This is a genomic window from Klebsiella sp. 28, assembly GCF_018223905.1.
GTDB classification, from domain to species: Bacteria; Pseudomonadota; Gammaproteobacteria; order Enterobacterales; family Enterobacteriaceae; genus Klebsiella; species Klebsiella pneumoniae.
The window spans coordinates 102,747-127,962 of the sequence record NZ_JAGRQY010000057.1; the positions used below are offsets into that span (position 1 = coordinate 102,747).

Here is a 25,216-nt window from a genome sequence, read left to right on the forward strand (position 1 = left end):
TTAGCGGTAGCCAGGCAATAGCGCGCTAACCCTGAATAATCAGGAGGGGCTGACGCCCCTCCCAGGTTACACCCGTCCTGCGGACGGTATTACCACCACACTTCCATCTGGGCACCGAAGGTAACTTCGCTGTCGTCACCGCGGCTGGAGGTGAAAGCGCCGCTTCCGCTGCTGTCTTTCGTCTGCAGACCGGAGGTGTTGCTGTAGCCCCAGTTTTCATCCCACTTCGCGTAGGTTGCGAAGATACGGATAGCCGGACGAGACCAGACGCTGTTGCCTGCCTGCCACTGTTGAGCCAGAGTAATTTTGTACTGGTTGTTGTTTTCGCTGGTACGCTGGGATTTCACGTTGTCGTAACCGATTTCCAGCTGGGTGCTCATGATCGGCGTCCATTTGTACATCGGACGGACACCCACGGTGTACCAGGTAGAACCGTTCTTGCTGTCCAGATCCACGTCCTGGTACATTGCCACGTACATCAGGCCCCAGTCATCGTTGAAGTCCATCGCGCCGTGATCCAGAACGCGGATCATGCTGCCGTTGTTATCGATGCTGGTCCCCTGAGAGTGGCCGCTGTTCCAGGAGGTCATTGCGTCAGTGGCGTACTGAACCACAAACTTGTTGAAGCCGCCCCAGATAGACTGAGTATGTTCACCGGTCCACATCCAGCCGTCTTTCGACGCGCCGTCTTCCAGGCGATAGTCATCCTGCGGGTTAGCACGGCCGTAATCGACCCCTAACTCCAGCACGCCGCCCGGGTTGGTTTCCAGACCCGCCAGACGGATATCAAAGACGTCGTTGGCAGTTTTCGCAGCATATTTTTTGGTGTCATCGCTGGAGAAAGTATAAGAGCCGCCGCTTTCTGAGTTACGGGTAGCGGCCAGAGAGAGCTTACCGAAGCCAAGGTCAACGTTTTCCAGACCTGCACCCGGGCCGGAGATATCCCAGTAGTAGAAGTCGATCATGTGAACGTCATGACGCTGATAGAAGCGTTTACCCGCCCACAGCGTGGAGCCCGGCAGCCAGTCGATCAGGTTTTTACCCTGGATGTTGGCTTCACGGAACGCCGGAGAGGTGCTTTCCCAGTCATCTTCCTGATTCACGGAATAGGCAACGTTAGTATCGAAATAAAAACTCTTATCCCCTTCCTTCCACAGCTCCTGGCCCAGCTTCAGTTCCGCATAGGTTTCACATTCGTTACCAAGACGGTATTTACTTTGAGCGCCGGTCGCTTTGAAGCACTGTTGCTCGCCGCCGCTGCCGGTCCAGCCAATGCCGGAACGCGCGTAGCCATGGAAATCGACAGCCAGCGCCTGAGCAGACATCACGCCTGCTGCGACGGCGACCGCCAGAGGAAGTTTGCGCAGAGTAATCATCATTCTATCTCCTGAGATCATTGCTTTTCTTTGCACGCTTCGCCGGTATATCGCCAGCCGGGTTCGCGCTTTTTTAATGGGAAGCCTTACACGCCCGGCTCTTTATGCAGCCGACGACAAGCGGTGCCATCCTCACGGAATAAATGGCAACGTTCTGGCGGCAAACCGATAGCGAATGTGGCTCCCTCTTCTACCAACACCACGTCGTTCTGGCGGTAAACCAGGTTCTGACGGATGGCGGGGATCTGGATATGAATTTGCGTTTCGTGACCGAGCTGTTCGACGACCTGGACCTCGCCTTCAAGGGTTACATCGGCGATATCGCTGGGCAGTAAATGCTCCGGTCGAATACCTAAGGACATATTGGCGCCCGCCTGCACGTTGGCGCTGTCCACCGGTAGCCAGATTTGCTGACGGTTCGGCAGTTCAACCTGCACCTGATCGATAGCCGTCGCGGTGACTTTGACCGGCAGGAAGTTCATCTTCGGTGAACCAATGAAGCCGGCAACGAAGCGGTCAGCCGGATAGTGATAGAGCTCCAGCGGTTTCCCAACCTGCGCCACACGGCCGGCGTCGAGGACCACGATCTTGTCGGCGAGGGTCATCGCTTCCACCTGATCGTGGGTGACATAGATCATGGTGCGGCCCAGTCGCTTATGCAGACGGGAGATTTCGATACGCATCTGGACGCGCAGGGCGGCATCGAGGTTGGAAAGCGGCTCATCCAGCAGGAAAACGCTTGGCTCTGCCACCAGCGTACGACCAATCGCCACGCGCTGGCGCTGACCGCCGGAGAGGGCTTTCGGTTTACGCTCCAGCAGATGGGCCAGCTGCAGCACTTCCGCAACCTGAGTCACCCGCTGGTTAATCAGATCTTTTTTCGCGCCGGCCAGCTTCAGGCCAAACGACATATTTTCCGCAACGGAAAGGTGGGGATAGAGTGCATAAGACTGGAATACCATCCCAACGCCGCGTTCTGCCGGTGGGATCTCGTTCATGCGGGTGTCACCGATAAACAGGTCCCCGCTGGTAATAGTTTCTAACCCGGCAATCATACGCAGCAGGGTAGATTTGCCGCAGCCCGATGGCCCGACAAACACGACGAATTCCCCTTCGTGGATATCGAGATTGATATCTTTCGATACCACCACGTCACCCCAGGCTTTCGTTACATTTCGCAGCTGTACGCTCGCCATGCCCTTCTCCCTTCGTTACAACCTGTCACTAACAGTCACATTCAAGATGGGTCGACTATGCGGCATTCATTACGCAGGCAAATCCTCCACCCCCCGGCTTTTTTATGGGGGAGGAGATGGGAGGATGAGAGATTGGCTCTCGCCGCGGGGGATGGCGGGCGGAGCGTGATTTCGTGATGGAGGCGACAAAATTGGGCGCTTTTTTCTGTGCTCCAGGACGCAATACGGCCGTTTTTGCAATGGAGATCACACAACCAGCGGGTGGGGCGTAGACCTGGGGAGGATGGAAAGGGGTTGTTAAAAAAGGAAACTCATCATCGTTAAGCCACCGAAGTGTATCCACGAGTACAACACCAAAAAGGACGGGTATATGAAAATCAAAACTGGCGCTCGCATCCTCGCGCTGTCGGCACTGACCACGATGATGTTTTCCGCCTCTGCCCTCGCAAAAATTGAAGAAGGTAAGCTGGTTATCTGGATTAACGGCGACAAAGGCTACAACGGCCTCGCTGAAGTGGGTAAAAAGTTTGAAAAAGACACCGGCATTAAAGTTTCCGTAGAACACCCGGACAAGCTGGAAGAGAAATTCCCGCAGGTTGCGGCGACCGGCGACGGCCCGGACATCATCTTCTGGGCGCATGACCGTTTCGGCGGCTACGCGCAGTCGGGCCTGCTGGCGGAAATCACCCCGGACAAAACGTTCCAGGACAAACTCTATCCGTTCACCTGGGATGCGGTTCGCTATAACGGCAAACTGATCGCCTACCCGATCGCAGTCGAAGCCCTGTCCCTGATTTATAACAAAGACCTGGTGCCGAACCCGCCGAAGACCTGGGAAGAGATCCCGGCGCTGGATAAAGAACTGAAAGCGAAAGGTAAAAGCGCGCTGATGTTCAACCTGCAGGAACCGTACTTCACCTGGCCGCTGATCGCTGCCGACGGCGGATACGCGTTCAAGTTTGAAAACGGCAAGTACGATGTGAAAGACGTCGGCGTGGACAGCGCAGGCGCGAAAGCGGGCCTGACCTTCCTGGTTGACCTGATCAAGAACAAGCACATGAATGCCGATACCGATTACTCCATCGCGGAAGCGGCCTTCAACAAAGGCGAAACCGCGATGACCATCAACGGTCCGTGGGCGTGGTCTAACATCGATAAGAGCAAGGTTAACTACGGCGTGACCCTGCTGCCAACCTTTAAAGGCAAGCCATCGAAACCGTTCGTTGGCGTGCTGAGCGCGGGGATCAACGCCGCCAGCCCGAATAAAGAGCTGGCCAAAGAGTTCCTCGAAAACTACCTGATGACCGATCAGGGTCTGGAAGCCGTTAACAACGACAAACCGCTGGGTGCCGTGGCGCTGAAATCCTTCCAGGAAAAACTGGAAAAAGATCCGCGCATCGCTGCCACCATGGCGAACGCCCAGAAAGGCGAAATCATGCCTAACATCCCGCAGATGTCTGCCTTCTGGTATGCCGTTCGTACCGCGGTTATCAACGCCGCCAGCGGTCGCCAGACTGTCGATGCTGCGCTGAAAGATGCACAGAGCCGTATCACTAAGTAAGAAAACGGCGGGTGGCGCGTGCGCCTACCCGCCCTACCACTACGGCTCGGACCGTAGGTCAGGTAAGCGAAGCGCCACCTGACAAATAAGTTTTCACCGCTGTAGAGGATGATCCCCATGGATGCCGTTAAAAAGAGACACTGGTGGCAAAGCCCGCAACTCACATGGTCTGTGATTGGCTTACTGTGCCTGCTGGTGGGTTACCTTGTTGTTTTGATGTACGCCCAGGGGGAGTACCTGTTCGCCATCATGACGCTGATTTTAAGCTCAGTTGGCCTGTATATTTTCGCTAATCGCAAGGCTTATGCCTGGCGCTATGTTTATCCCGGCCTCGCCGGCATGGGCCTGTTTGTCCTGTTTCCGCTGATCTGCACTATCGCTATCGCGTTTACCAACTACAGCAGCACCAACCAGCTGACCTTTGAGCGTGCGCAGCAGGTGCTGATGGATCGTTCCTTCCAGGCCGGCAAAGCCTATAATTTCACGCTGATCCCGGCGGGTGACGAGTGGAAGCTGGCGCTCACCGACGGCGAAAGCGGTAAAAACTACCTTTCTGACGCCTTTAAATTTGGCGGCGAGCAGAAGCTGGCGTTAAAAGAAACCGACGCCCTGCCGGAAGGCGAGCGCGCCAACCTGCGCGTGATTACCCAGAATCGCACCGCGCTGAACCAGCTGACCGCTGTGCTGCCGGATGACAGCAAAGTCATCATGAGCTCCCTGCGCCAGTTCTCCGGTACCCAGCCTCTGTATACCCTCGGCGAAGACGGGGTACTGACCAACAATCAGACCCACGTTAAATACCGCCCGAACAACGACGTCGGCTTCTACCAGTCAATTAACGCCGACGGCAGCTGGGGCAATGAGAAGCTGAGCCCGGGCTACACTGTGACTATCGGCTGGGACAACTTTACCCGCGTCTTCCACGATGAAGGCATTCAGAAACCGTTCTTTGCGATCTTCGTCTGGACGGTGGTGTTCTCGGTGCTGACCGTGGTGCTGACCGTCGCGGTGGGGATGATCCTCGCCTGCCTGGTGCAGTGGGAAGCGCTGAAAGGCAAAGCGATTTATCGCGTCCTGCTGATTCTGCCGTACGCCGTACCGTCGTTTATTTCGATTCTGATTTTCAAAGGGCTGTTCAACCAGAGCTTTGGTGAAATCAACATGATGCTCAGCACGCTGTTCGGCATTAAGCCGGCCTGGTTTAGCGACCCGACCACCGCGCGCACCATGATCATCATCGTCAACACCTGGCTGGGCTACCCGTACATGATGATCCTGTGCATGGGGCTGCTGAAGGCGATTCCGGACGATCTGTACGAAGCGTCGGCAATGGATGGCGCCGGCCCGTTCCAGAACTTCTTTAAAATTACCTTCCCGCTGCTGATTAAGCCGCTAACGCCGCTGATGATCGCCAGCTTCGCCTTTAACTTTAACAACTTCGTCCTGATTCAATTGTTGACCAACGGCGGTCCGGACCGTCTCGGCACCACCACCCCGGCCGGTTATACCGACCTGCTGGTGAGCTACACCTATCGCATCGCCTTTGAAGGCGGCGGCGGTCAGGACTTCGGCCTGGCGGCGGCTATCGCAACGCTTATCTTCCTGCTGGTTGGCGCGTTAGCGATTGTGAATCTGAAAGCCACGCGCATGAAGTTTGATTAAGGGAGATAACGATAATGGCTATGGTCCAACCCAAATCGCAGAAGCTACGTTTATTTACCACGCATCTCCTGCTACTGATTTTTATCGCCGCGATTATGTTTCCGCTGCTGATGGTTATCGCCATCTCGCTGCGCGAGGGTAACTTCGCCACCGGCAGCCTGATCCCGGATACCATCTCCTGGGAGCACTGGCGTCTGGCGTTAGGCTTCAGCGTCGAACACGCCGATGGCCGCGTCACGCCGCCGCCGTTCCCGGTCCTGCTGTGGCTGTGGAACTCGATTAAGGTCGCCGGGATCACCGCGATCGGTATCGTCGCTCTCTCCACCACCTGCGCCTACGCTTTCGCCCGTATGCGCTTCCCGGGGAAAGCGACCCTGCTGAAAGGGATGCTGATTTTCCAGATGTTCCCGGCGGTGCTGTCGCTGGTTGCCCTGTACGCGTTGTTTGACCGCCTGGGCCAGTACATCCCGTTCGTCGGCCTCAACACCCACGGCGGCGTCATCTTTGCCTACATGGGCGGTATCGCGCTGCACGTCTGGACGATTAAAGGCTACTTCGAAACCATCGATGGCTCGCTGGAAGAAGCGGCGGCGCTGGATGGCGCGACCCCATGGCAGGCTTTCCGTCTGGTGCTGCTGCCGCTGTCGGTGCCGATTCTGGCAGTCGTGTTTATTCTGTCGTTCATCGCGGCCATCACCGAAGTGCCGGTCGCCTCGCTGCTGCTGCGCGATGTGAACAGCTATACCCTGGCGGTAGGTATGCAACAGTATCTCAACCCGCAGAACTATCTGTGGGGCGACTTTGCCGCCGCGGCGGTGCTCTCCGCCATTCCGATCACGGTTGTCTTCCTGCTGGCGCAGCGCTGGCTGGTTAATGGCCTGACGGCGGGTGGAGTGAAAGGTTAATTTTTTTGTAACACCGGCCCCAAATTTCAGAGGAGGGCCGACGGTCTAGCCGCAATACACGACCCCAACCGGGTATTGTCGCCGTCGCCCTCAGCTGAAAAAGTAAGGTCAATGCCACTGCTATCCTCAACTGGACCCTACATAAATTCTATTTGTGACTGTTGGTCAGCGGCCCTGGAGGCCGCTTTTTTTTATTCGCGTTTCAGGCGATTGGAGTTACACAGCCAGAGCGTAATCACCAGGATCAGGATCGCCGCGGAGTAAATGAGCACCGCCAGCGGCGACTCATGATCGACGATAATAAGCCGCACAATCGCGGTAATACCGATATAGACGAAATAGCGCAGTGGAAAGTGAAAACCGGATTCAAAATATTTAACAATCAGCGCGATAAACTCAAAGTAGAGAAAATAGACCACCAGCCCTTCGACCAGCTTGTACTTACTCACCGGCTCCGGCGTAAACAGTACGTGCGCCAGATGCAGGGTCTCCTTTCCCAGGAACACCACCAGAATAATTCCCAGGCACAGCAGTGCCAGATTCAGCACGGCCTGCATGGCCTTCGCAACGAAATTAACCAGCGGACGATATACCGACGGCATAGTGACACCTCAAATGCATGAACGTTGTCGATCTGTATAGCGCAAAAGTGTGATCCAGATCTACCTATGATTCCTTCGTCTTACGCTATCTCCGGGCTATTGATTCGAAAAGTACGAACAAGAGAAAATTGTCCTTCCAGCAACGCTGTGAGCAGATTAACAAAATCATCCATTACGCTTAGAACGAATCAGCCCAACTAACTGAAATATAAAAAGTTTATTTTTAGAAACAGGTGTATCTTAAAACCTCCCGTAAGATAAAATTTTTCTCCAAACCACAGTCTTTTTATGGTTATTAGGGTAAGTTTTTTCTTATCTTTTGTCTTAGCATTATCGCAGCTGAATAAAATTTAATTTTGGACATTAAATCATTATGAACACCGATAACGCTTCCCTGTACGTAAAATGGCTCAAACAAGAGGTCGCCCCGGCTTTAGGTTGTACTGAACCCGTCGCTATTTCCTTCGCGGCCGCCTACGCCGCACAATATCTGGATCAGCCTTGCACTAAAATTAGCGGTTTTATTTCCGCCAATCTTTATAAAAACGCGATGGGCGTCACCATACCCGGCACCACCGTTTGCGGTGTACCGCTGGCAGCCGCAATTGGCGCATTTGGCGGCGACCCGCAAAAGGGATTAAAAACGCTGGAAGATATCACTCCGCGACACGTTGAAATGGCGCAGAAGCTGATCGCCAATAACGCCGTTGATATTGCCGTCGAAGAGACCCCGGATTTTATTCATCTCGATCTAACCCTCTCTGCTGGCGAGAATTGCTGTCGTGTCGTGGTCAAAGGAACCCACACCAACGTGGTCGAACTTTATATTAATGGCCAACCGCAGCCATTAAGCGAAAAACAGAATACGCGCACCCAGCGCGAAACGCTGCCCACTTTCTCGCTACAACAGGCTTACGACTTTATTAATCGCGTCGACTTTAATGATATTCGCTTTATTCTCGACGCCGCGCGCTTAAACTCCGCGCTGGCGGCAGAAGGCAAAACAAAAAAATATGGCCTGAACATTAACGGTACCTTTTCTGACGCAGTGAAAAACGGTCTGATGAGCAACGATCTGTTAAGCAAGGTGATCATCAACACCGTCGCCGCTTCAGATGCCCGTATGGGCGGCGCGCCGGTGGTAGCGATGTCTAACTTCGGTTCAGGCAATCAGGGCATTACAGCAACCATGCCGGTAGTGGTGGTTGCAGAGCATCTTGGCGTCGATGAAGAGACCCTGGCTCGCGCTTTGTCTCTATCTCATCTCACCGCCATCTCAATTCATTCTCGTTATACGCGCTTATCTGCGCTATGCGCAGCCTCAACCGCCGCTATGGGCGCCGCCGCCGGTATGGCATGGCTGTTTACCCGCGACATCAACACCATTAATACCGCAATTATTAATATGGTCAGCGATATTACCGGCATGATTTGTGATGGCGCTTCCAACAGCTGCGCGATGAAAGTCTCGTCAGTGGTATCCAGCGCCTTTAAGGCGGTACTAATGGCAATGCAAAATAGCTGCGCTGGCGCCAATGACGGTATTGTCTGCGCCGATGTCGAGCAGACTATTAATAACCTGTGCCGTCTGGTGATTAAACCAATGACTCTCACCGATAAAGAAATTATCAGCATTATGGTCGCTAAATAATACCATTTCACGGGCCTGAAAGAGCAGGCCCCGATTAACGTACTCTACCCACACTATTATTTATAAATTAGCAGGTATAGCAGATGAATAAAAAAGTCATCTTCCGCGGCGCCAGCGCTATTATGCCCCTATGCATCGGCGACTTTCCATTTTCATTTATTGTCGGCGCATTAAGCGTTAGCGCGGGCATGAGCGTCTGGCAGAGTACGGCGTGGTCGGCGATCGTCATTGCCGGCTCGGCGCAAATGCTGGCACTGAATATGTTAAAAACCGGCGCCACGCTCGGCGTGATTATTTTCACCACATTAATTATCAATCTTCGCCACGTGCTGTATAGCGCCTCTATTTCCGGCACCGTGCGCGAAGCTTCATTCTTTAAAAAATGCTTTATGTCCTATGCGCTCACCGACGAGGTGTATGCCACCACCGTCAAAGAGATGGAAGGAAATAAAAAGGAAAAATATCTGTTTTATGGTTCGGCGATGATTACCTTCTGGGCGATTTGGGTGCTGGCTGATTTTCTTGGCGCGCTGGTCGGCGCCTCGTTTCCCCACATTGAGAAATACGGTCTCGATTTCGCCATGGTCGCCGCCTTTATCGCCATCGTGGTGCCGCAAATTAAAAGCCAGGCCTGCACCGTCGCCGCGGTTGTAGCCGCCGTTTCCGGCGTGCTGTTAGTGGTCCTACCCTATTCGCTGGGTATCGTTGTCGCCTCAGTGCTTGGCGTCCTCGCCGGCCTGTGCGTCGACCTGGCGGAAGAGCGCAAGCAGATGGCAAAAACCGAATCCGATATGCCGTTAGTGGAGGCGATGGAAAATGAGTAATAGCTATTTTATCGCCCTGACGCTGGGCATGGCCGCGGTGACTTTTCTCATCCGTTTCTCGTTTATCGGCCTGGCCGGCAAGATCCAGATGTCCGAGCGGGTGACCAAAACGCTACGCTTCGTGCCGGTCACTGTTCTGCCGGCCATCATCACCATTCAGATCCTGAGCGTGAATTCCAGCATGGAGTTCGACTTAAAAAATCCGAAGGTGATCGCCGCCATCATCTGCACGCTCGCCAGCTTCCGTTTAGGTCTGGTGTGGGTGGTAGTGAGCGGCGTCGGCTCGCTGGTGTTGTTAAATTATTTTATGTAACCGTTTGAAGGATAAACCGTATGATTATTACCACCGCTGACGCGCCTGCTGCTATCGGCCCGTACGTGCAGGGCGTCAATCTCGGCGCGATGACCATCACCTCCGGTCAGCTGCCGATTAATCCGCTGGACGGCACCATGCCCGAGGACATTGCCGAACAGGCGCGGCAATCACTGGAAAATGTGAAAGCCATCGTTGAAGCTGCCGGACTCACGGTCGGGCAGATCGTTAAAACTACGGTGTTTGTCAAAGACCTGGCGGATTTTGCCGCCATCAATGCCGCCTACGAGGCCTTCTTTATCGAACACCAGGCGGCCTTTCCGGCGCGCTCCTGTGTGGAGGTGGCAAGGTTACCGAAAGATGCCGGCGTCGAAATCGAAGCGATCGCTTTCGCCCGCTAACCCCCAGGCTGGAGGGAGCGCCTCCAGCCTTCTCCCACCGATTTTTGTCGTTCCACATTGTTCACTTTACAGGCAATATAGCCGCAGAACGACGCGAGGAACGCAGCATGTTAACTATTCGACAGGCATGTCCCGAGGACGCGCCCCAGCTTAGCGCGATGGGCTATGCCAGCTATCATCACCACTTTGCTCATCTCTGGCGCGATGCCGATGAACTGGCGTTATTTCTTAAGCAAGAATATGCCGAAGATGCGCTACGTCGGAGTCTTGCGGATGCGACCCAACACTGGCTCATCGCCGAAGCCCCCTCTCCTGTTGGTTTCGCTAAATATAGCTATCAGCAGCGAATGGCTGACGACGGCAAGATTGGTACGCTGCTGCATAAGCTCTACCTGATGCCGGGGAAGACTGGCCACCGCTACGGCGAGCATATTTTTCACGCCGTCGAGACGCGAGCAAAAACGGCCGGTGAAAGCTGGCTGTGGCTGGAAGTACTCGCCGCGAATCCCGCCGCGCGCCGTTTTTACGAACGCCAGGGGATGCGGCACATCAGAGACACGACTTTCCACTCCGCCAGCCAGCAAAGCACCTTACATATTCTGGCCAAACCGATTTGAGAGGAACTATGCCTGAGCTTCGTGATACCGGCGTACGTAACGTCGTTTGTGGGGAAAATGTCGTTATTTACCAGCCCGCCAACCTCTATGATTGCCAGCTCGGCGATAACGTCTTCGTCGGGCCGTTCGTTGAGATCCAGGGGAATACCCGCATCGGCGCGAACAGTAAAATTCAATCCCATACCTTTATCTGCGAGTACGTCACCATCGGCCAGCGCTGCTTTATCGGTCACGGCGTGATGTTTGCCAACGACCTGTTTCGCGAGGGTAAACCAAACGCCGACCGCGCCAGCTGGGGGCGGATCGAGATTGGCGATGACGTGTCGATCGGCAGCGGCGCCACGATTCTGGCCGTCAGCATCTGCGATGGGGTGGTGATAGGCGCGGGCAGCGTGGTAACGAAGTCCATTACCGAGAAAGGCGTGTGGGCGGGGAATCCGGCGAGGCTGCTGCGGCGGCTATAAATAAAAATGCCGACCAAAGGGTCGGCATTCCGTCTTAGCTGCGCAAGCGTTATGCGCGCCAGGCTTTATAACGGTTAATCAGGCCGTTAGTAGAGCTGTCGTGGCTGCTAACTTCGCTGCCGTCTTTCAGCTCCGGCAGGATGCGGTTAGCCAGCTGTTTGCCCAGCTCAACGCCCCACTGGTCAAAGGTGAAGATGTTGAGGATCGCGCCCTGGGTGAAGATTTTGTGCTCGTACAGGGCAATCAGCGCCCCGAGGCTGAACGGGGTGATCTCACGCAGCAGGATGGAGTTAGTCGGGCGGTTACCTTCGAACACTTTGAACGGCACCACGTGCTCCAGGGTCGCCGGGTCTTTACCCTGATCGCGATATTCCTGCTCAACCACTTCGCGGGATTTACCAAAGGCCAGGGCCTCGGTCTGGGCGAAGAAGTTAGACAGCAGTTTCTGATGGTGGTCAGACAGCGGGTTGTGGGTGATAGCCGGAGCGATGAAATCGCACGGTACCATTTTGGTGCCCTGGTGGATCAGCTGGTAGAACGCGTGCTGACCGTTGGTGCCCGGCTCCCCCCAGATGATTGGGCCAGTCTGGTAGTCTACCGCGTGGCCGTTACGGTCAACATACTTACCGTTGGACTCCATGTTGCCCTGCTGGAAGTAAGCGGCAAAGCGGTGCATGTACTGGTCGTACGGCAGAATCGCTTCGGTTTCCGCACCGAAGAAGTTGTTGTACCAGATGCCGATCAGCGCCAGCAGCACCGGCAGGTTTTTCTCCGCCGGAGTGGTGGAGAAGTGCTTATCCATCGCATGCGCGCCGGACAGCAGCTCAACGAAGTTGTCGAAGCCCACGGAGAGAATGATGGACAGACCAATCGCCGACCACAGGGAGTAACGGCCGCCAACCCAGTCCCAGAATTCGAACATGTTGGCGGTGTCGATGCCGAACTCGCCAACCGCTTTCGCGTTGGTGGAAAGCGCGGCGAAGTGTTTCGCCACGTGCTTGTCGTCGCCCGCGGTTGCCAGGAACCAGTCGCGCGCGCTGTGGGCGTTGGTCATGGTTTCCTGGGTAGTGAAAGTCTTGGACGCCACCAGGAACAGAGTCGTTTCCGGATTCACGTTCTTCAGCACTTCGGCGATATGGGTGCCATCGACGTTAGAGACAAAGTGCATGTTGAGGTGGTTTTTATACGGACGCAGCGCCTCGGTCACCATGAAAGGACCGAGGTCGGAGCCGCCGATGCCGATGTTAACCACGTCGGTGATCGGTTTGCCGGTGTAGCCTTTCCAGCTACCGGAGATAATCGCTTCGGAGAAGGTTTTCATCTTCTCCAGCACAGCGTTCACTTCCGGCATCACATCTTTGCCATCAACCACAATCGGCGTATTGCTGCGGTTACGCAGCGCGACGTGCAGTACCGCGCGGTCTTCGGTGCGGTTGATCTTCTCACCTGAGAACATCGACTTGATAGCGCCCGCCAGGTCAGTCTCTTTCGCCAGATCCTGCAGTTTAGCCAGCGTCTCTTCAGTGATGCGGTTTTTGGAGAAGTCCACCAGCATCAGATCGTCGAACGTCGCGGAAAATTTAGAAAAACGGTCGCTATCTTTGGCGAAAAGCTCGCTGATAGTGACATCTTTCATTTCGTCGAAGTGTTTCTGTAATGCCTGCCAGGCAGAGGTCTGCGTTGGGTTGATGTTTTTCATTAGCAATACTCTTCTGATTTGAGATTGTGACTTCGGTCGATTGTAGCGCCGGTGACGGAAAATTGTGATGATTTTTGTGACTTGACCCTGACGCCGGTCAGGAATCGGGTCAAAACGGAGTAAAAAGCCCCATTAGTATAGCTATCATAAGGCTTTTTTCTGTTAGCCGCAGAGGCATGAAAAATCCGCATAACCGCAGCGTTGACATAGCTGGCGTTAAGCCTTTATATATCCGCAGTGCTTACGTATTGGTAGGTATCTATTGCTCGCGCATTTCACGCTACAGCGAAAGGGTATTCGCGGGGGATATAATGTCCCTGTTCCCCCGGCCAGGTGAAAGACGTCAGTAATTGCCAGAAGAGGTGCGTTGCCCAGGTAACCGTATTGGAGGAACCAGTCCGGGGAAGATACGTGAGGGGGAGCAACGCCGAGGTGAAAGAGCGTCTGGTCACGCTCCTCGCCGGCCACAGGGGCTGAATCCCCTGGGTTGTCACCAGAAACGTTCGCAGTCGGGCGTTTCATACCCGAACACCTCAGCGCCCAAAGCGGTGAGTCGGGTCTACAAGGTGGAGCACTTCTGGGTGACATCGTAGTTGTTTATCACTCTGCGCCACCCTGTTTATCGCTCTTCCCTTGTGCCATGGCTGAATAATTTGGCCTGGCTTATTAAGACATTTTGTTGCGATCCGGCGGCGTCCAGCCCCTGCCAGGATCGGTGCTCAGGAATCGTTTTAATAAGTCAGGCCCCCTGACACGAGGTTGTTATGACAGATCTAGTCGTCGCCAAATTTGGCGGCACCAGCGTTGCTGATTTTGACGCAATGAACCGCAGCATCGATGTGGCGCTGCTCGATGCCAATACCCGTATTGTTGTGCTCTCCGCCTCTGCCGGCGTGACCAACATTCTGGTGGCCTTAGCGGGAGGGCTGGAACCCACCGAACGTTTTTCCCAGCTGGACGCTCTGCGTCAGATCCAGTTCAATATTCTGGAGCGTTTGCGTTATCCCAACGTGATCCGCGAAGAGATTGAGCGCTTGCTGGAAAATATCACGACGCTGGCGGAAGCCGCCGCGCTCGCCTCCTCAACCGCCCTGACCGACGAACTTGTCAGCCATGGCGAACTGATGTCCACCCTGCTGTTTGTGGAAATTCTGCGTGAACGCGGTATTCAGGCGCAGTGGTTTGACGCCCGTAAAGTGCTGCGCACTAACGATCGCTTTGGCCGCGCCGAACCGGACATCGCCGCCGTCGCCGAACTGACCCAGCAGCAGCTGGCGCCGCGCCTGGCGGAAGGCCTGGTGGTGACCCAGGGCTTTATCGGCAGCGAAGCGAAAGGCCGCACCACCACCCTCGGCCGCGGCGGCAGCGATTATACCGCCGCTCTGCTCGGCGAAGCGCTGAATGCCACCCGCGTCGATATCTGGACCGATGTCCCGGGGATCTATACTACCGACCCGCGCGTCGCGCCGGCGGCGAAACGCATCGACGTCATCGCCTTTGAAGAGGCAGCGGAAATGGCCACCTTTGGCGCCAAAGTGCTGCATCCGGCGACCCTGCTGCCTGCCGTGCGCAGCGATATCCCGGTGTTTGTCGGCTCCAGTAAAGAGCCTAAAGCGGGCGGTACGCTGGTGTGTAAAACCACCGAGAACCCGCCGCTGTTCCGCGCGCTGGCGCTGCGTCGCCGGCAAACGCTGCTGACGCTGCACAGCCTGAATATGCTGCACTCCCGCGGCTTCCTCGCCGAAGTGTTCGGTATTCTGGCGCGCCATAACATCTCAGTTGATTTGATCACCACCTCCGAAGTGAGCGTGGCCCTGACCATGGACACCACCGGCTCGACCTCTGCGGGCGATACCCTGTTGACCCAGGCGCTGCTGACCGAGCTCTCTTCGCTGTGCCGCGTGGAAGTGGAAGAAAATCTGGCGCTGGTCGCCCTGATTGGCAATGAGCTGTCGAAAGCCTGCGGCGTCGGCAAAGAGGTCTTTGGCGTCCTCGAGCCGTTTAACATCCGCATGATCTGCTATGGCGCCTCCAGCCACAACCTGTGCTTCCTGGTGCCGGGCGACGATGCGGAGAAGGTTGTGCAGAAGCTGCATCATAATTTGTTTGAATAAAATTCCTTAGCACGATAAACAATACCTATAGCCGGGCTCGAACCCGGCTTTTTTATAACAACATCAACACAACCAGCTGACCTGCTCGCCGCCCATCGGGATGGCGCGGCCCGGTTCGCGTATCGCAAGGAACACAACATGCTCGCAACTCTGACGCGGCTGTTCCCGTTATGGGCACTGCTGCTCTCCGTTCTGGCCTATTACACTCCCACTACCTTCACCCCAATTGGCCCATGGGTCACCACCCTGCTGATGCTGATCATGTTCGGTATGGGCGTGCATCTGAAGCTGGAGGATTTCAAACGCGTCCTGTCGCGTCCGGCGCCGGTCGCTGCGGGGATATTTCTGCACTATCTGGTGATGCCGCTCGCCGCCTGGCTGCTGGCGCTGCTGTTTCATATGCCGCCGGAGCTTTCCGCCGGGATGGTGCTGGTCGGCAGCGTCGCCAGCGGGACCGCCTCCAACGTGATGATCTTTCTTGCCAAAGGGGATGTGGCGCTGTCGGTGACCATCTCCTCGGTCTCCACCCTCGTCGGCGTCGTGGCGACACCGCTGCTCACCCGTCTGTACGTCGACGCGCATATTCAGGTCGACGTCATGGGCATGTTGCTCAGCATTCTACAGATTGTGGTCATTCCTATCGCGCTGGGACTGATTGTCCATCATCTGTTGCCGAAGGTGGTGAAAGCGGTAGAGCCGTTCCTGCCCGCCTTCTCGATGGTGTGCATTCTGGCGATCATCAGCGCGGTGGTGGCGGGTTCCGCCGCCCATATCGCCTCCGTCGGCCTGGTGGTGATTATCGCGGTGATCCTGCATAACACTATTGGTCTGCTTGGCGGGTACTGGGGCGGACGTCTGTTTGGTTTTGATGAATCCACCTGCCGTACGCTGGCGATCGAGGTGGGGATGCAGAACTCCGGCCTGGCGGCCGCGCTGGGTAAAATTTACTTTGGCCCGCTGGCGGCGCTGCCGGGCGCGCTGTTCTCCGTCTGGCATAACCTGTCCGGTTCGCTGCTGGCCGGGTACTGGTCAGGAAAGCCCATCGCCAAAAAAGCCGACAAGCGCTGAGCGTGATACGTCCGGGCGCAGGCCCGGGCGTGTGCCTGCTTTAGTTGCCATACAGGCTATCAGTAAAATATTCATTGCCGTACACTGGGTGCTCTGGTCTGACTGAGGGCACCACCATGGCACTCCCCCGTATTACACAAAAAGAGATGACCGAGCGCGAACAGCGCGAATTGAAAACGCTGCTTGACCGCGCGCGTATTGCGCATGGCCGCCCGCTGAGCAATGCGGAAACGAACAGCGTGAAAAAGGAATATATCGATAAGCTGATGGCGCAGCGTGAAGCGGAAGCGAAGAAAGCCCGCCAGGTGAGAAAACAGCAGGCTTATAAAACGGATAAGGAAGCGACCTTTTCCTGGTCGGCGAATACGCCGACCCGCGGCAGGCGTTAACGCCCTTTCTTTTTACGTCCCGGCTGGGTGAAACGTTTCCCGTTGCCAGCCGGGCGGCCCTTATCGTTGCTATTTTCCATTTTCACTACCGGACGCTTGATCCCGGGGGTCGCCGCTTTAGGCTTCGGCTTGGCTTTCGGCTTCGCTTCGGAAGAGGAGTTTTCAATCAGCTTGAACAGGTCGATCAGCTCGTCATCGGTCAGATCGCGCCACTCTCCCAGCGGGATCCCCGTCAGGCTGACGTTCATAATCCGCGTACGCTCAAGCTTCGTCACTTCATAGCCAAAGTGCTCGCACATACGACGGATCTGGCGGTTTAACCCCTGCACAAGGGTGATGCGGAAAACGAACGGCGCTTCTTTCTTTACCTTACATTTTTTGGTCACCGTCCCGAGAATCGGTACCCCCGCGCCCATGCCGCGAATGAACTCATCGGTTACCGGCTTATCGACCGTGACCAGATACTCTTTTTCATGGTCGTTGCCGGCGCGCAGGATCTTGTTCACCAGATCGCCATGGTTGGTGAGGAAGATCAGCCCCTGAGAATCTTTATCCAGACGGCCGATAGGAAAGATACGCTTGCTGTGATTGACGAAATCGACAATGTTGTCGCGCTCGCCATCTTCGGTGGTGCTCACAATGCCGACCGGCTTATTCAGCGCAATCAGTACCAGATCATCCGCTTCGCGCGGCTCAATCAACCGTCCGTTCACTTTGACTAAATCGCCAGGCTTCACCTGATCGCCAATCGTGGCGCGCTTGCCATTGATAAAGACGTTGCCTTGTTCAATAAAGCGGTCCGCTTCGCGACGCGAGCAGATGCCGCTTTCACTGATGTATTTGTTTAATCGGGTTGATGAGTCGGGCAGCATAGATTCTCCTGTAAAAGCGAAATATACCCTACCTTGTGGGCGAGAAAAAACCTGGATTGTGTGATTCATTATCCAGAAGCTTCGTCGGGCTTGTGAACAGCATTCCGCTTACCCACATCATGCGCCATATCAGCGTGCCGGTATGGGGGCGATGCTAGAATTTCTGCTTCAATAATATTTTTAAAACAGGAAGAAAAGATGGAACTGCTGTTACTCAGTAACTCCACGCTGCCGGGGAAAGCCTGGCTGGAACACGCCCTGCCGCTGATCGCCGGTCAGGTCAAAGGCCGCCGTAAGGCGGTATTCATCCCCTTCGCTGGCGTGACGCAATCCTGGGATGATTATACGGCCAAAGTGGCTGCGGTTATGGCGCCCATGGCGGTCAGCGTAACCGGTATCCACAGCGTCGACGACCCTATCGCCGCCATTGAAAGCACCGAGATGGTGATCGTCGGCGGCGGGAACACCTTCCAGCTGTTGAAAGAGTGCCGCAGCCGCGGTCTGTTGGCGCCGATTGTCGATGTCGTCAAACGCGGGGCGCTGTATATCGGCTGGAGCGCAGGTTCAAACCTCGCCTGCCCGACCATTCGCACCACCAACGATATGCCGATTGTCGATCCGCAGGGATTTGATGCGCTGGGGCTGTTCCCGCTACAGATTAACCCGCACTTCACCAACGCGTTGCCGACCGGGCATCAGGGCGAAACCCGCGAACAGCGTATCCGCGAACTGCTGGTCGTGGCGCCGGAATTAACGGTGATTGGTTTGCCGGAAGGAAACTGGATCCAGGTCACCGATGGTCACGCGACGCTCGGTGGCCCGAACCCGACGCTGTTGTTCAAAGCGGGGGAAGAAGCGATAACCCTGCCTGCGGGCTACCGCTTCTGAGCCTGGGGGGCTAACGTTTCCCGGATAGCGGCGCATTGCGCCTTATCCGGGCTGCCTCAACGGGACGTCCAAACGCAAAACCCCGGTTAGCACAGCGCCGCCGGGGAATGGCTCAGTAGTCATCCCGTTCGTCGTCTTCATCCGGCTGCTCCATCACGCTGTAAGCCACCGAGCAGAACAGGCTGTTCAGACGCTTCATATCCCCCAGCAGCGCCAGGTGCAACGTACTGGTTTCGATGCTCTGCACGTTCTGCTGATGCAGACGGTCAACGTGCGCATGCGAGTAGCGGCGGTTAAGAATGCGGAACCGGTGTTTGCTGCGCCGCAGGCGGCGGGCGCTGGGCACATCGCTGGAGAAGAAGACCGACATCGCCAGCTGCAGGTTGCTGAGCAGCAGATCGTACAGGGCGTCCAGCTCCTTTAACCCTTCTACCGAGAAGGCGCGCCGCGCCGCCAGCGATTTATCGGCGATCTCGCTGCCCATTCGCTCGACGATATCGGACGCCTGTTCGAGGTTTAACGACATCTCAATAATTTCCGCCCAGCGCCGGGATTCCTCTTCCGCCAGCTCATCCTTTGGCATTCGCGCCAGATAGAGCTTAATAGCGGTGTAAAGTACGTTGATATCATCCGCCATACGGCGCAGCTCTTTCTCCTGACGCGGTTCGCCATGCATCACCTTGTGCAGGCTCTCCAGCATCTGCTCCATCGCGTCACCAATACGCAGCGTCTCACGCGCGGCATTGGCCAGCGCCAGCGCCGGGGTGTCCAGCGCCGACGGGTCGAGATGCTTGGGTTTGAGATGGTTATCCAGCTCGGGCTCATCGCGGATCAGACGCTGGCACAGCTTCGCCATCGGTCCGGCAAAGGGCACCATCGCGATGCAGCGCAGCAGGTTGTAAAAGACGTGGAAGTAGATAACCAGCTCGGACTCGGCCAACGGCAGCTTGTGCATCGCCGCGGCCAGCGGATGGACGAACGGCAGAATAATCAGGCTCCCCACCAGCTTAAACAGCAGGCTGCCCAGCGCCACCCGGCGCGCCGCCGCGTTCGCCGCGCTGTTGTTAAGCATCGCCAGCAGCCCCGATCCCAGGTTGGCGCCAATCACCAGACACAGCGCCACCGGGAAAGAGATCGCTCCCGCCGCGGTCAGCGTCGCCGTTAACAGCACCGCCGCCAGGCTGGAGTAGCTAATGATTGCAAATACGGCGCCAATCAAAGCATCCAGCATGATATCGCCGGTCAGCGAGGCGAAAATCACCTGCACGCCGTTCGCCTGGGTTATGGGGTGTACGGCCTGGACAATCAGCTCGAGGGCCAACAGGATCAGCCCCAGACCAATCCCCACCCGTCCAAGCTGCCCGGCGCGGGTCTGCTTGCGGCCGAGGAAGAAAATCACCCCGATAAATATCAACAACGGCGACAGCCACGACAGGTCGAAGGTCAACACCCTCGCCATCAGCGCCGTCCCGACGTCGGCCCCCAGCACCATCACCAGCGCTGGCATCAGACCCACTAAATCCTGGGCGACAAATGAGGTCACCAGCATGGTGGTGGCGTTACTGCTTTGCACCAGCGCAGTCACGCCAAGACCCGCGCAGAAGGCGAGCGGCTTTTTCTCTACGCTGCTACTGAGAACGGTACGCAGGCGAGCGCCATAGACGCGCATCACCCCGGTACGCACGATATGCGTGCCCCACACCAGCAGAGCAACCGCGGACAACAGGTGTAGCAGAGTTAACACGGAATCAGCTTCTCCTTATCGTTATAGGTTTTCCGAAGTTCAGGAACCTATCTCAGTATAAGGGGTTAACCTCAATAAAGAGACAAGGCGCTCACAGAGCGCCTTGTTTGTTGTAAGGAAAGATGACGACTAGTCCGCATCATAGCCCAGATTAGGCGCTAACCAGCGCTCGACCTCCGCCGGCGTCATTCCTTTACGCAGCGCGTAATCTTCGACCTGATCGCGCTGGATCTGCGCCACGGCGAAGTACTTGCTGTCCGGATGGCTGAAGTACCAGCCGGAAACCGATGCGCCCGGCCACATGGCGAACGATTCGGTGAGCTTCATGCCGGTATGGGCTTCGACGTCCAGTAGCTGCCAGATGGTCCCCTTTTCGGTGTGCTCCGGACAGGCCGGATATCCCGGCGCCGGTCGGATCCCCTGGTAGTTCTCGCGAATAAGCTCCTCATTGCTGAGGTTCTCATTGGCCGCATATCCCCAGTAAACCTTGCGCACTTTCTCATGCAGATACTCGGCAAAGGCCTCCGCCAGGCGATCGGCGATGGCCTTGATCATGATCTTGTTATAGTCATCATGCTGCGCTTCATAGGCGTCCGCCAGCGCGTCCTCTTCCAGGCCGCCGGTCACGGCGAAGGCGCCGATGTAGTCCGCCTTGCCGCTCAGCTTCGGCGCGACAAAATCGGCGAGGCAGTAGTTGGCGAAGCCAACCTTCTCCGTCTGCTGGCGCAGATGATGGCTCACCGTCAGCACGTGGGTGCGGGTTTCATCGCGATAGATTTCAATATCGTCGCCCACGCGGTTGGCCGGGAACAGACCCACCACGCCGCGCGGGTTCAGGGTTTTCTCTGCGCTCAGCTTATCCAGCAGCTCGTTAGCATCTTTGAACAGGCGCTGCGCCTCTTCCCCTACCACTTCATCTTCCAGAATGCGCGGATATTTACCCGCCAGCGACCAGGTCATGAAGAACGGCGTCCAGTCGATGTAGTTGCGCAGAGTCTCGATACTGGCTTCCACCGTCTGTACTCCCAGACGATGAGCCACCGGCGGCGTGTAGCTCTCCCAGTCAAAGGCCAGATCGTTTTCCCGCGCGGCGGCAAGGGTCACCGGCGGCGTACGCGGTTTTTTACGCCCATGCTGGATACGCACCGTTTCATACTCTTTGCGCGTGCGGGCGACAAACTCGTCGCGCTGCGTGTCCGAGAGCAGCGCAGACACCACGCCGACGGTGCGCGAGGCGTTCTGTACGTAAACGGTGGGGCCGCTGTAGTTCTGCTCGATTTTCACCGCCGTATGCGCTTTCGAGGTGGTCGCGCCGCCTATCAGCAGCGGGATGGTAAAGCCCTGGCGCTCCATCTCTTTCGCCACGTTAACCATCTCGTCCAGCGATGGAGTAATCAGCCCGGAAAGACCAATTAGATCCGCGTTTACCTCTTTGGCCGTTTTGAGAATTTTATCCGCCGGGACCATCACGCCAAGATCGATGATTTCGTAGTTATTGCACTGCAGCACCACGCCGACGATGTTTTTGCCAATGTCATGAACGTCGCCTTTTACCGTGGCAATCACCATTTTGCCGTTACTGGAGCCCTGCTCTTTACTGGCTTCAATAAACGGCTCAAGGTAGGCCACCGCCTGTTTCATTACACGGGCGGATTTCACCACCTGCGGCAGGAACATTTTGCCTTCGCCGAACAGATCGCCGACCACGTTCATGCCGTCCATCAGCGGCCCTTCAATGACCTCAATCGGGCGGGCGGCCTGCTGACGCGCTTCTTCGGTGTCCTGTTCGATAAATTCGGTAATGCCCTTCACCAGCGAATATTCGAGGCGTTTTTTCACCTCCCAGGTGCGCCACTCCGCCTGCTGGGCATTCGCGCCGTCGTCCGCTTTGCTGCCGCGATATTTTTCCGCCAGCTCAAGTAACCGTTCGGTACTGTCATCGCGGCGGTTGAGGATCACGTCTTCGACCGCGTCGCGCAGCTCGCCCGGGAGGTCATCATAGATGGCCAGCTGACCGGCGTTGACGATCCCCATGTCCATGCCGTTGCGGATCGCGTAGTAGAGGAATACGGCGTGGATCGCCTCACGTACCGGGTCATTACCGCGGAAGGAGAAGGAGACGTTGGAGACCCCGCCGGAGATTAGCGCATGCGGCAGCTCGCGTTTGATGTCTTCGCAGGCGCCGATAAAGTCCTGTGCGTAGTTGTTATGCTCTTCGATACCGGTGGCGACGGCAAAGATATTGGGGTCGAAGATAATATCTTCCGGCGGGAAGCCGACCTCTTCGGTGAGGATTTTGTAGGCGCGACGGCAAATCTCAATTTTACGTTCGCGGGTGTCGGCCTGACCAACCTCGTCGAAAGCCATCACCACCACCGCGGCGCCGTAGCGGCGAACCAGTTTCGCATGGTGGATAAAGGATTCGACGCCCTCTTTCATCGAAATCGAGTTAACGATGCCTTTGCCCTGAATACATTTCAGGCCCTTTTCAATGACTTCCCACTTGGAGGAGTCAATCATGATCGGCACGCGGGCAATGTCCGGCTCGCCGGCAATCAGGTTAAGGAAACGCACCATCGCCGCTTCCGCGTCGAGCATCCCCTCGTCCATGTTGATATCGATAATCTGCGCGCCGCTTTCCACCTGCTGACGCGCAACGTCCAGCGCTTCGCTGTACTTCTCTTCTTTAATCAGCCGCTTAAATTTCGCCGAGCCGGTGACGTTAGTTCGTTCACCGACGTTAACGAACAGGCTATCGTCGCCGATATTCAACGGCTCCAGGCCGGCGAGGCGGCAGGCCACCGCAATTTCCGGCAACTGACGCGGCGGCAGGCCCGCTACCGCCCGGCTCATGGCGGCGATATGCTCCGGGGTGGTACCGCAGCAGCCGCCAACGATATTGAGGAAACCGGCTTCCGCCCATTCGCGAATTTGCGTCGCCATGGTGTCGGCGTCCAGATCGTATTCGCCGAAGGCGTTGGGCAGGCCGGCGTTCGGGTGCGCGGTGACGTAGCATTCGGCAATGCGCGACAGCTCCTGGACGTACTGCCGCAGCTCGTCCGGCCCGAGGGCGCAGTTCAGACCAAACGATAAGGCTTCGGCGTGACGCAGCGAGTTATAAAAGGCTTCGGTGGTCTGTCCGGAAAGCGTGCGGCCGGAGGCATCGGTAATGGTCCCGGAGATCATCAGCGGCAGGTCAACGCCTAACGCCTCCAGCTCCTCTTTCACCGCATAGATGGCCGCTTTAGCGTTCAGGGTGTCAAACACCGTTTCAATCAGGATCAGATCCACGCCGCCTTCCACCAGCGCCCGGGTGGATTCGCGATAGGCGGCCACCAGCTGGTCAAAGGTAATATTACGGAACGCCGGATCGTTCACATCAGGCGAGATAGAGGCGGTGCGGTTGGTCGGGCCAAGCACGCCCGCGACATAGCGCGGTTTTTCCGGCGTGCGGGCCGTCCAGGCGTCGGCGCTGGCGCGGGCCAGCTTCGCCGCGGCAAAGTTGATCTCGGCCGACAGGGATTCCATCTGGTAATCCGCCATCGCGATGGTCGTCGAGTTAAAGGTGTTGGTCTCAATGATATCCGCGCCGGCCTCGAAATAGGCGTCGTGGATCTCGCGGATCACTTCGGGTTTGCTGAGCACCAGCAGGTCGTTGTTGCCTTTCAGGTCGCACGGCCAGTCAGCAAAGCGCTCACCGCGAAAGTCCTGCTCACTCAGACGATAGCCCTGGATCATGGTGCCCATGCCCCCATCCAGAACCAGAATACGTTCTTTTAACTGCTGATGCAGTTGCTCAACTTTGCTGCTCACACTTGCTCCCGACAACGCTCGACTCAGGCCAAATAGCCAACAAACCATACTGGCATAAACCACCGGAGCGGAAAAGACAACAACGGGCAATATGAGACATGTTCAGCTTCACTCATCCGATGAGTCCGGTTGTGATTGCATTATTGCCAAATAAAACGAAAATTATTTCCACGATACAGAAAAAGGAGTTCGCGATGGCCACTACCCCCATTCCCGCGAAACGCGGCAGAAAACCCGCGGCTGCCACTGCCCAGCAGGCTGGCGGTCAGGTTCAGTCGCTGACCCGCGGCCTGAAATTACTCGAATGGATTGCCGAGTCCCACAGCAGCGTCGCGCTGACCGAACTGGCGCAGCAGGCGGGTCTGCCTAACTCCACGACTCACCGTCTGCTGACCACCATGCAACAGCTGGGCTTCGTCCGCCAGGTTGGCGAGCTGGGTCACTGGGCCGTCGGGGCGCATGCTTTCGTGGTCGGCAGCAGCTTTCTACAAAGCCGCAATCTGCTGGCCATTGTCCATCCGATCCTGCGCCAGCTGATGGAAGATTCCGGTGAAACGGTGAATTTAGCGGTGCTCGACCAGAGCGACCACCAGGCGATCATTATCGATCAGGTGCAGTGCACCCAGCTGATGCGGATGTCGGCGCCAATAGGCGGTAAACTGCCGATGCACGCTTCCGGCGCCGGGAAGGCGTTTCTCGCGCAGCTGAGCGAAGAGCAGGTCACCAGTCTGCTGCACCGTAAAGGGCTGCATGCCTATACGCATGCCACGCTGGTCTCCCCGCTGCATCTGAAGGAAGATTTAGCTCAGACCCGCAAGCGGGGCTACTCTTTCGATGATGAGGAGCACGCGCTCGGCCTGCGCTGCGTCGCCGCCTGCATTTACGATGAACATCGCGAACCGTTCGCGGCAATCTCCATCTCAGGCCCCATCTCGCGTATGACCGATGATCGGGTAACTGAGCTGGGCGCGCTGGTGATCAAGGCGGCGAAGGAAGTGACGCTGGCGTATGGCGGGGTTAAATAAAAAAATGCCCCAGAGGGGCATTTTAAGTAGGC

The 25,216-nt window shown here is 56.5% G+C and carries 21 protein-coding genes and 1 riboswitch; of the genes, 14 read left to right on the plus strand and 7 right to left on the minus strand.

Annotated elements, in window-relative coordinates:
* Positions 1-89: 89 nt before the first annotated feature.
* Both KHQ28_RS10680 and malK read right to left on the minus strand, forming a co-directional pair.
* Complete coding sequence (locus KHQ28_RS10680) at positions 90-1,379, minus strand: maltoporin (RefSeq protein WP_002884747.1); 1,290 nt, start codon at positions 1,377-1,379, stop codon at positions 90-92.
* A gap of 83 nt (positions 1,380-1,462) precedes the next feature.
* A complete protein-coding gene (malK, locus tag KHQ28_RS10685; RefSeq protein ID WP_002884743.1) occupies positions 1,463-2,572 on the minus strand; it encodes a maltose/maltodextrin ABC transporter ATP-binding protein MalK in 1,110 nt (369 codons plus the stop codon).
* A gap of 370 nt (positions 2,573-2,942) precedes the next feature.
* On the opposite strand from malK, the gene malE reads away from it, so the two are divergent.
* The 3 genes from malE to malG all read left to right on the plus strand — a co-directional run bounded on the left by malE (position 2,943) and on the right by malG (position 6,700).
* Positions 2,943-4,133 carry a maltose/maltodextrin ABC transporter substrate-binding protein MalE gene (gene malE / locus KHQ28_RS10690; RefSeq protein ID WP_009309456.1) on the plus strand — a complete coding sequence of 397 codons (1,191 nt, stop codon included), beginning with the start codon at positions 2,943-2,945 and terminating at the stop codon, positions 4,131-4,133.
* 117 nt (positions 4,134-4,250) lie between these two features.
* Complete coding sequence (gene malF / locus KHQ28_RS10695) at positions 4,251-5,795, plus strand: maltose ABC transporter permease MalF (RefSeq protein ID WP_002884726.1); 1,545 nt, start codon at positions 4,251-4,253, stop codon at positions 5,793-5,795.
* Positions 5,796-5,809: 14 nt separating this feature from the next.
* Entirely contained in the window at positions 5,810-6,700 is an 891-nt protein-coding gene (malG, locus tag KHQ28_RS10700; RefSeq protein ID WP_002884725.1) for a maltose ABC transporter permease MalG, read from the plus strand.
* A 191-nt stretch (positions 6,701-6,891) separates the two neighbouring features.
* Here malG and psiE read toward each other — a convergent pair whose 3' ends face one another.
* A complete protein-coding gene (psiE, locus tag KHQ28_RS10705) occupies positions 6,892-7,302 on the minus strand; it encodes a phosphate-starvation-inducible protein PsiE (RefSeq protein ID WP_002884721.1) in 411 nt (136 codons plus the stop codon).
* A gap of 373 nt (positions 7,303-7,675) precedes the next feature.
* Between psiE and KHQ28_RS10710 the strand changes: the two genes are divergently transcribed.
* The 6 genes from KHQ28_RS10710 to KHQ28_RS10735 all read left to right on the plus strand — a co-directional run bounded on the left by KHQ28_RS10710 (position 7,676) and on the right by KHQ28_RS10735 (position 11,572).
* Positions 7,676-8,953: a serine dehydratase subunit alpha family protein gene (locus KHQ28_RS10710; protein ID WP_004177853.1), complete on the plus strand. Its 1,278-nt coding sequence runs from the start codon at positions 7,676-7,678 to the stop codon at positions 8,951-8,953.
* A gap of 83 nt (positions 8,954-9,036) precedes the next feature.
* Positions 9,037-9,777, plus strand: a complete 741-nt coding sequence (locus KHQ28_RS10715) for an AzlC family ABC transporter permease (protein WP_004177854.1) — start codon at positions 9,037-9,039, stop codon at positions 9,775-9,777.
* Complete coding sequence (locus tag KHQ28_RS10720; protein WP_004177855.1) at positions 9,770-10,090, plus strand: AzlD domain-containing protein; 321 nt, start codon at positions 9,770-9,772, stop codon at positions 10,088-10,090. The genes KHQ28_RS10715 and KHQ28_RS10720 overlap by 8 nt, the downstream gene beginning before the upstream one ends.
* A gap of 20 nt (positions 10,091-10,110) precedes the next feature.
* Positions 10,111-10,491, plus strand: coding sequence for a Rid family detoxifying hydrolase (locus KHQ28_RS10725; protein ID WP_004178266.1), 381 nt, complete (start codon positions 10,111-10,113; stop codon positions 10,489-10,491).
* 107 nt (positions 10,492-10,598) lie between these two features.
* The gene (locus KHQ28_RS10730) at positions 10,599-11,108 is read left to right on the plus strand and encodes a GNAT family N-acetyltransferase (protein WP_004186456.1); all 510 of its coding nucleotides are present in this window, start codon (positions 10,599-10,601) and stop codon (positions 11,106-11,108) included.
* A gap of 8 nt (positions 11,109-11,116) precedes the next feature.
* The gene (locus KHQ28_RS10735; RefSeq protein ID WP_004177857.1) at positions 11,117-11,572 is read left to right on the plus strand and encodes an acyltransferase; all 456 of its coding nucleotides are present in this window, start codon (positions 11,117-11,119) and stop codon (positions 11,570-11,572) included.
* A 49-nt stretch (positions 11,573-11,621) separates the two neighbouring features.
* Here the strand turns inward: KHQ28_RS10735 and pgi are convergent, their stop codons facing one another.
* On the minus strand, positions 11,622-13,271 hold the full coding sequence (gene pgi / locus KHQ28_RS10740) for a glucose-6-phosphate isomerase (protein ID WP_002884631.1): 1,650 nt from the start codon (positions 13,269-13,271) through the stop codon (positions 11,622-11,624).
* Between the two features lie 349 nt (positions 13,272-13,620).
* Positions 13,621-13,856: riboswitch (Lysine riboswitch) on the plus strand.
* A gap of 179 nt (positions 13,857-14,035) precedes the next feature.
* On the opposite strand from pgi, the gene lysC reads away from it, so the two are divergent.
* From lysC to KHQ28_RS10755, 3 genes are all read left to right on the plus strand, one after another.
* On the plus strand, positions 14,036-15,385 hold the full coding sequence (gene lysC, locus KHQ28_RS10745; protein WP_004146591.1) for a lysine-sensitive aspartokinase 3: 1,350 nt from the start codon (positions 14,036-14,038) through the stop codon (positions 15,383-15,385).
* Positions 15,386-15,523: 138 nt separating this feature from the next.
* Positions 15,524-16,453 carry a ketopantoate/pantoate/pantothenate transporter PanS gene (gene panS / locus KHQ28_RS10750; protein WP_002884627.1) on the plus strand — a complete coding sequence of 310 codons (930 nt, stop codon included), beginning with the start codon at positions 15,524-15,526 and terminating at the stop codon, positions 16,451-16,453.
* A 116-nt stretch (positions 16,454-16,569) separates the two neighbouring features.
* Positions 16,570-16,842 (plus strand): DUF3811 domain-containing protein, encoded by a 273-nt coding sequence (locus KHQ28_RS10755; RefSeq protein ID WP_002884625.1) that lies wholly within the window; start codon positions 16,570-16,572, stop codon positions 16,840-16,842.
* On the opposite strand, the gene rluF is transcribed toward KHQ28_RS10755, so the two are convergent.
* Positions 16,839-17,714, minus strand: coding sequence for a 23S rRNA pseudouridine(2604) synthase RluF (gene rluF, locus KHQ28_RS10760; RefSeq protein WP_023342414.1), 876 nt, complete (start codon positions 17,712-17,714; stop codon positions 16,839-16,841). The genes KHQ28_RS10755 and rluF overlap by 4 nt on opposite strands.
* Before the next feature lie 198 nt (positions 17,715-17,912).
* On the opposite strand from rluF, the gene pepE reads away from it, so the two are divergent.
* The gene (pepE, locus tag KHQ28_RS10765; RefSeq protein WP_032418210.1) at positions 17,913-18,602 is read left to right on the plus strand and encodes a dipeptidase PepE; all 690 of its coding nucleotides are present in this window, start codon (positions 17,913-17,915) and stop codon (positions 18,600-18,602) included.
* A 112-nt stretch (positions 18,603-18,714) separates the two neighbouring features.
* Here the strand turns inward: pepE and KHQ28_RS10770 are convergent, their stop codons facing one another.
* Positions 18,715-20,346, minus strand: coding sequence for a Na/Pi cotransporter family protein (locus KHQ28_RS10770; protein WP_004177864.1), 1,632 nt, complete (start codon positions 20,344-20,346; stop codon positions 18,715-18,717).
* Between the two features lie 129 nt (positions 20,347-20,475).
* On the minus strand, positions 20,476-24,159 hold the full coding sequence (metH, locus tag KHQ28_RS10775) for a methionine synthase (protein ID WP_004151753.1): 3,684 nt from the start codon (positions 24,157-24,159) through the stop codon (positions 20,476-20,478).
* Positions 24,160-24,353: 194 nt separating this feature from the next.
* Here metH and iclR point away from each other — a divergent pair, with 194 nt between their 5' ends.
* Positions 24,354-25,184 carry a glyoxylate bypass operon transcriptional repressor IclR gene (iclR, locus tag KHQ28_RS10780; RefSeq protein WP_002884578.1) on the plus strand — a complete coding sequence of 277 codons (831 nt, stop codon included), beginning with the start codon at positions 24,354-24,356 and terminating at the stop codon, positions 25,182-25,184.
* The last annotated feature ends 32 nt before the right edge of the window (positions 25,185-25,216 follow it).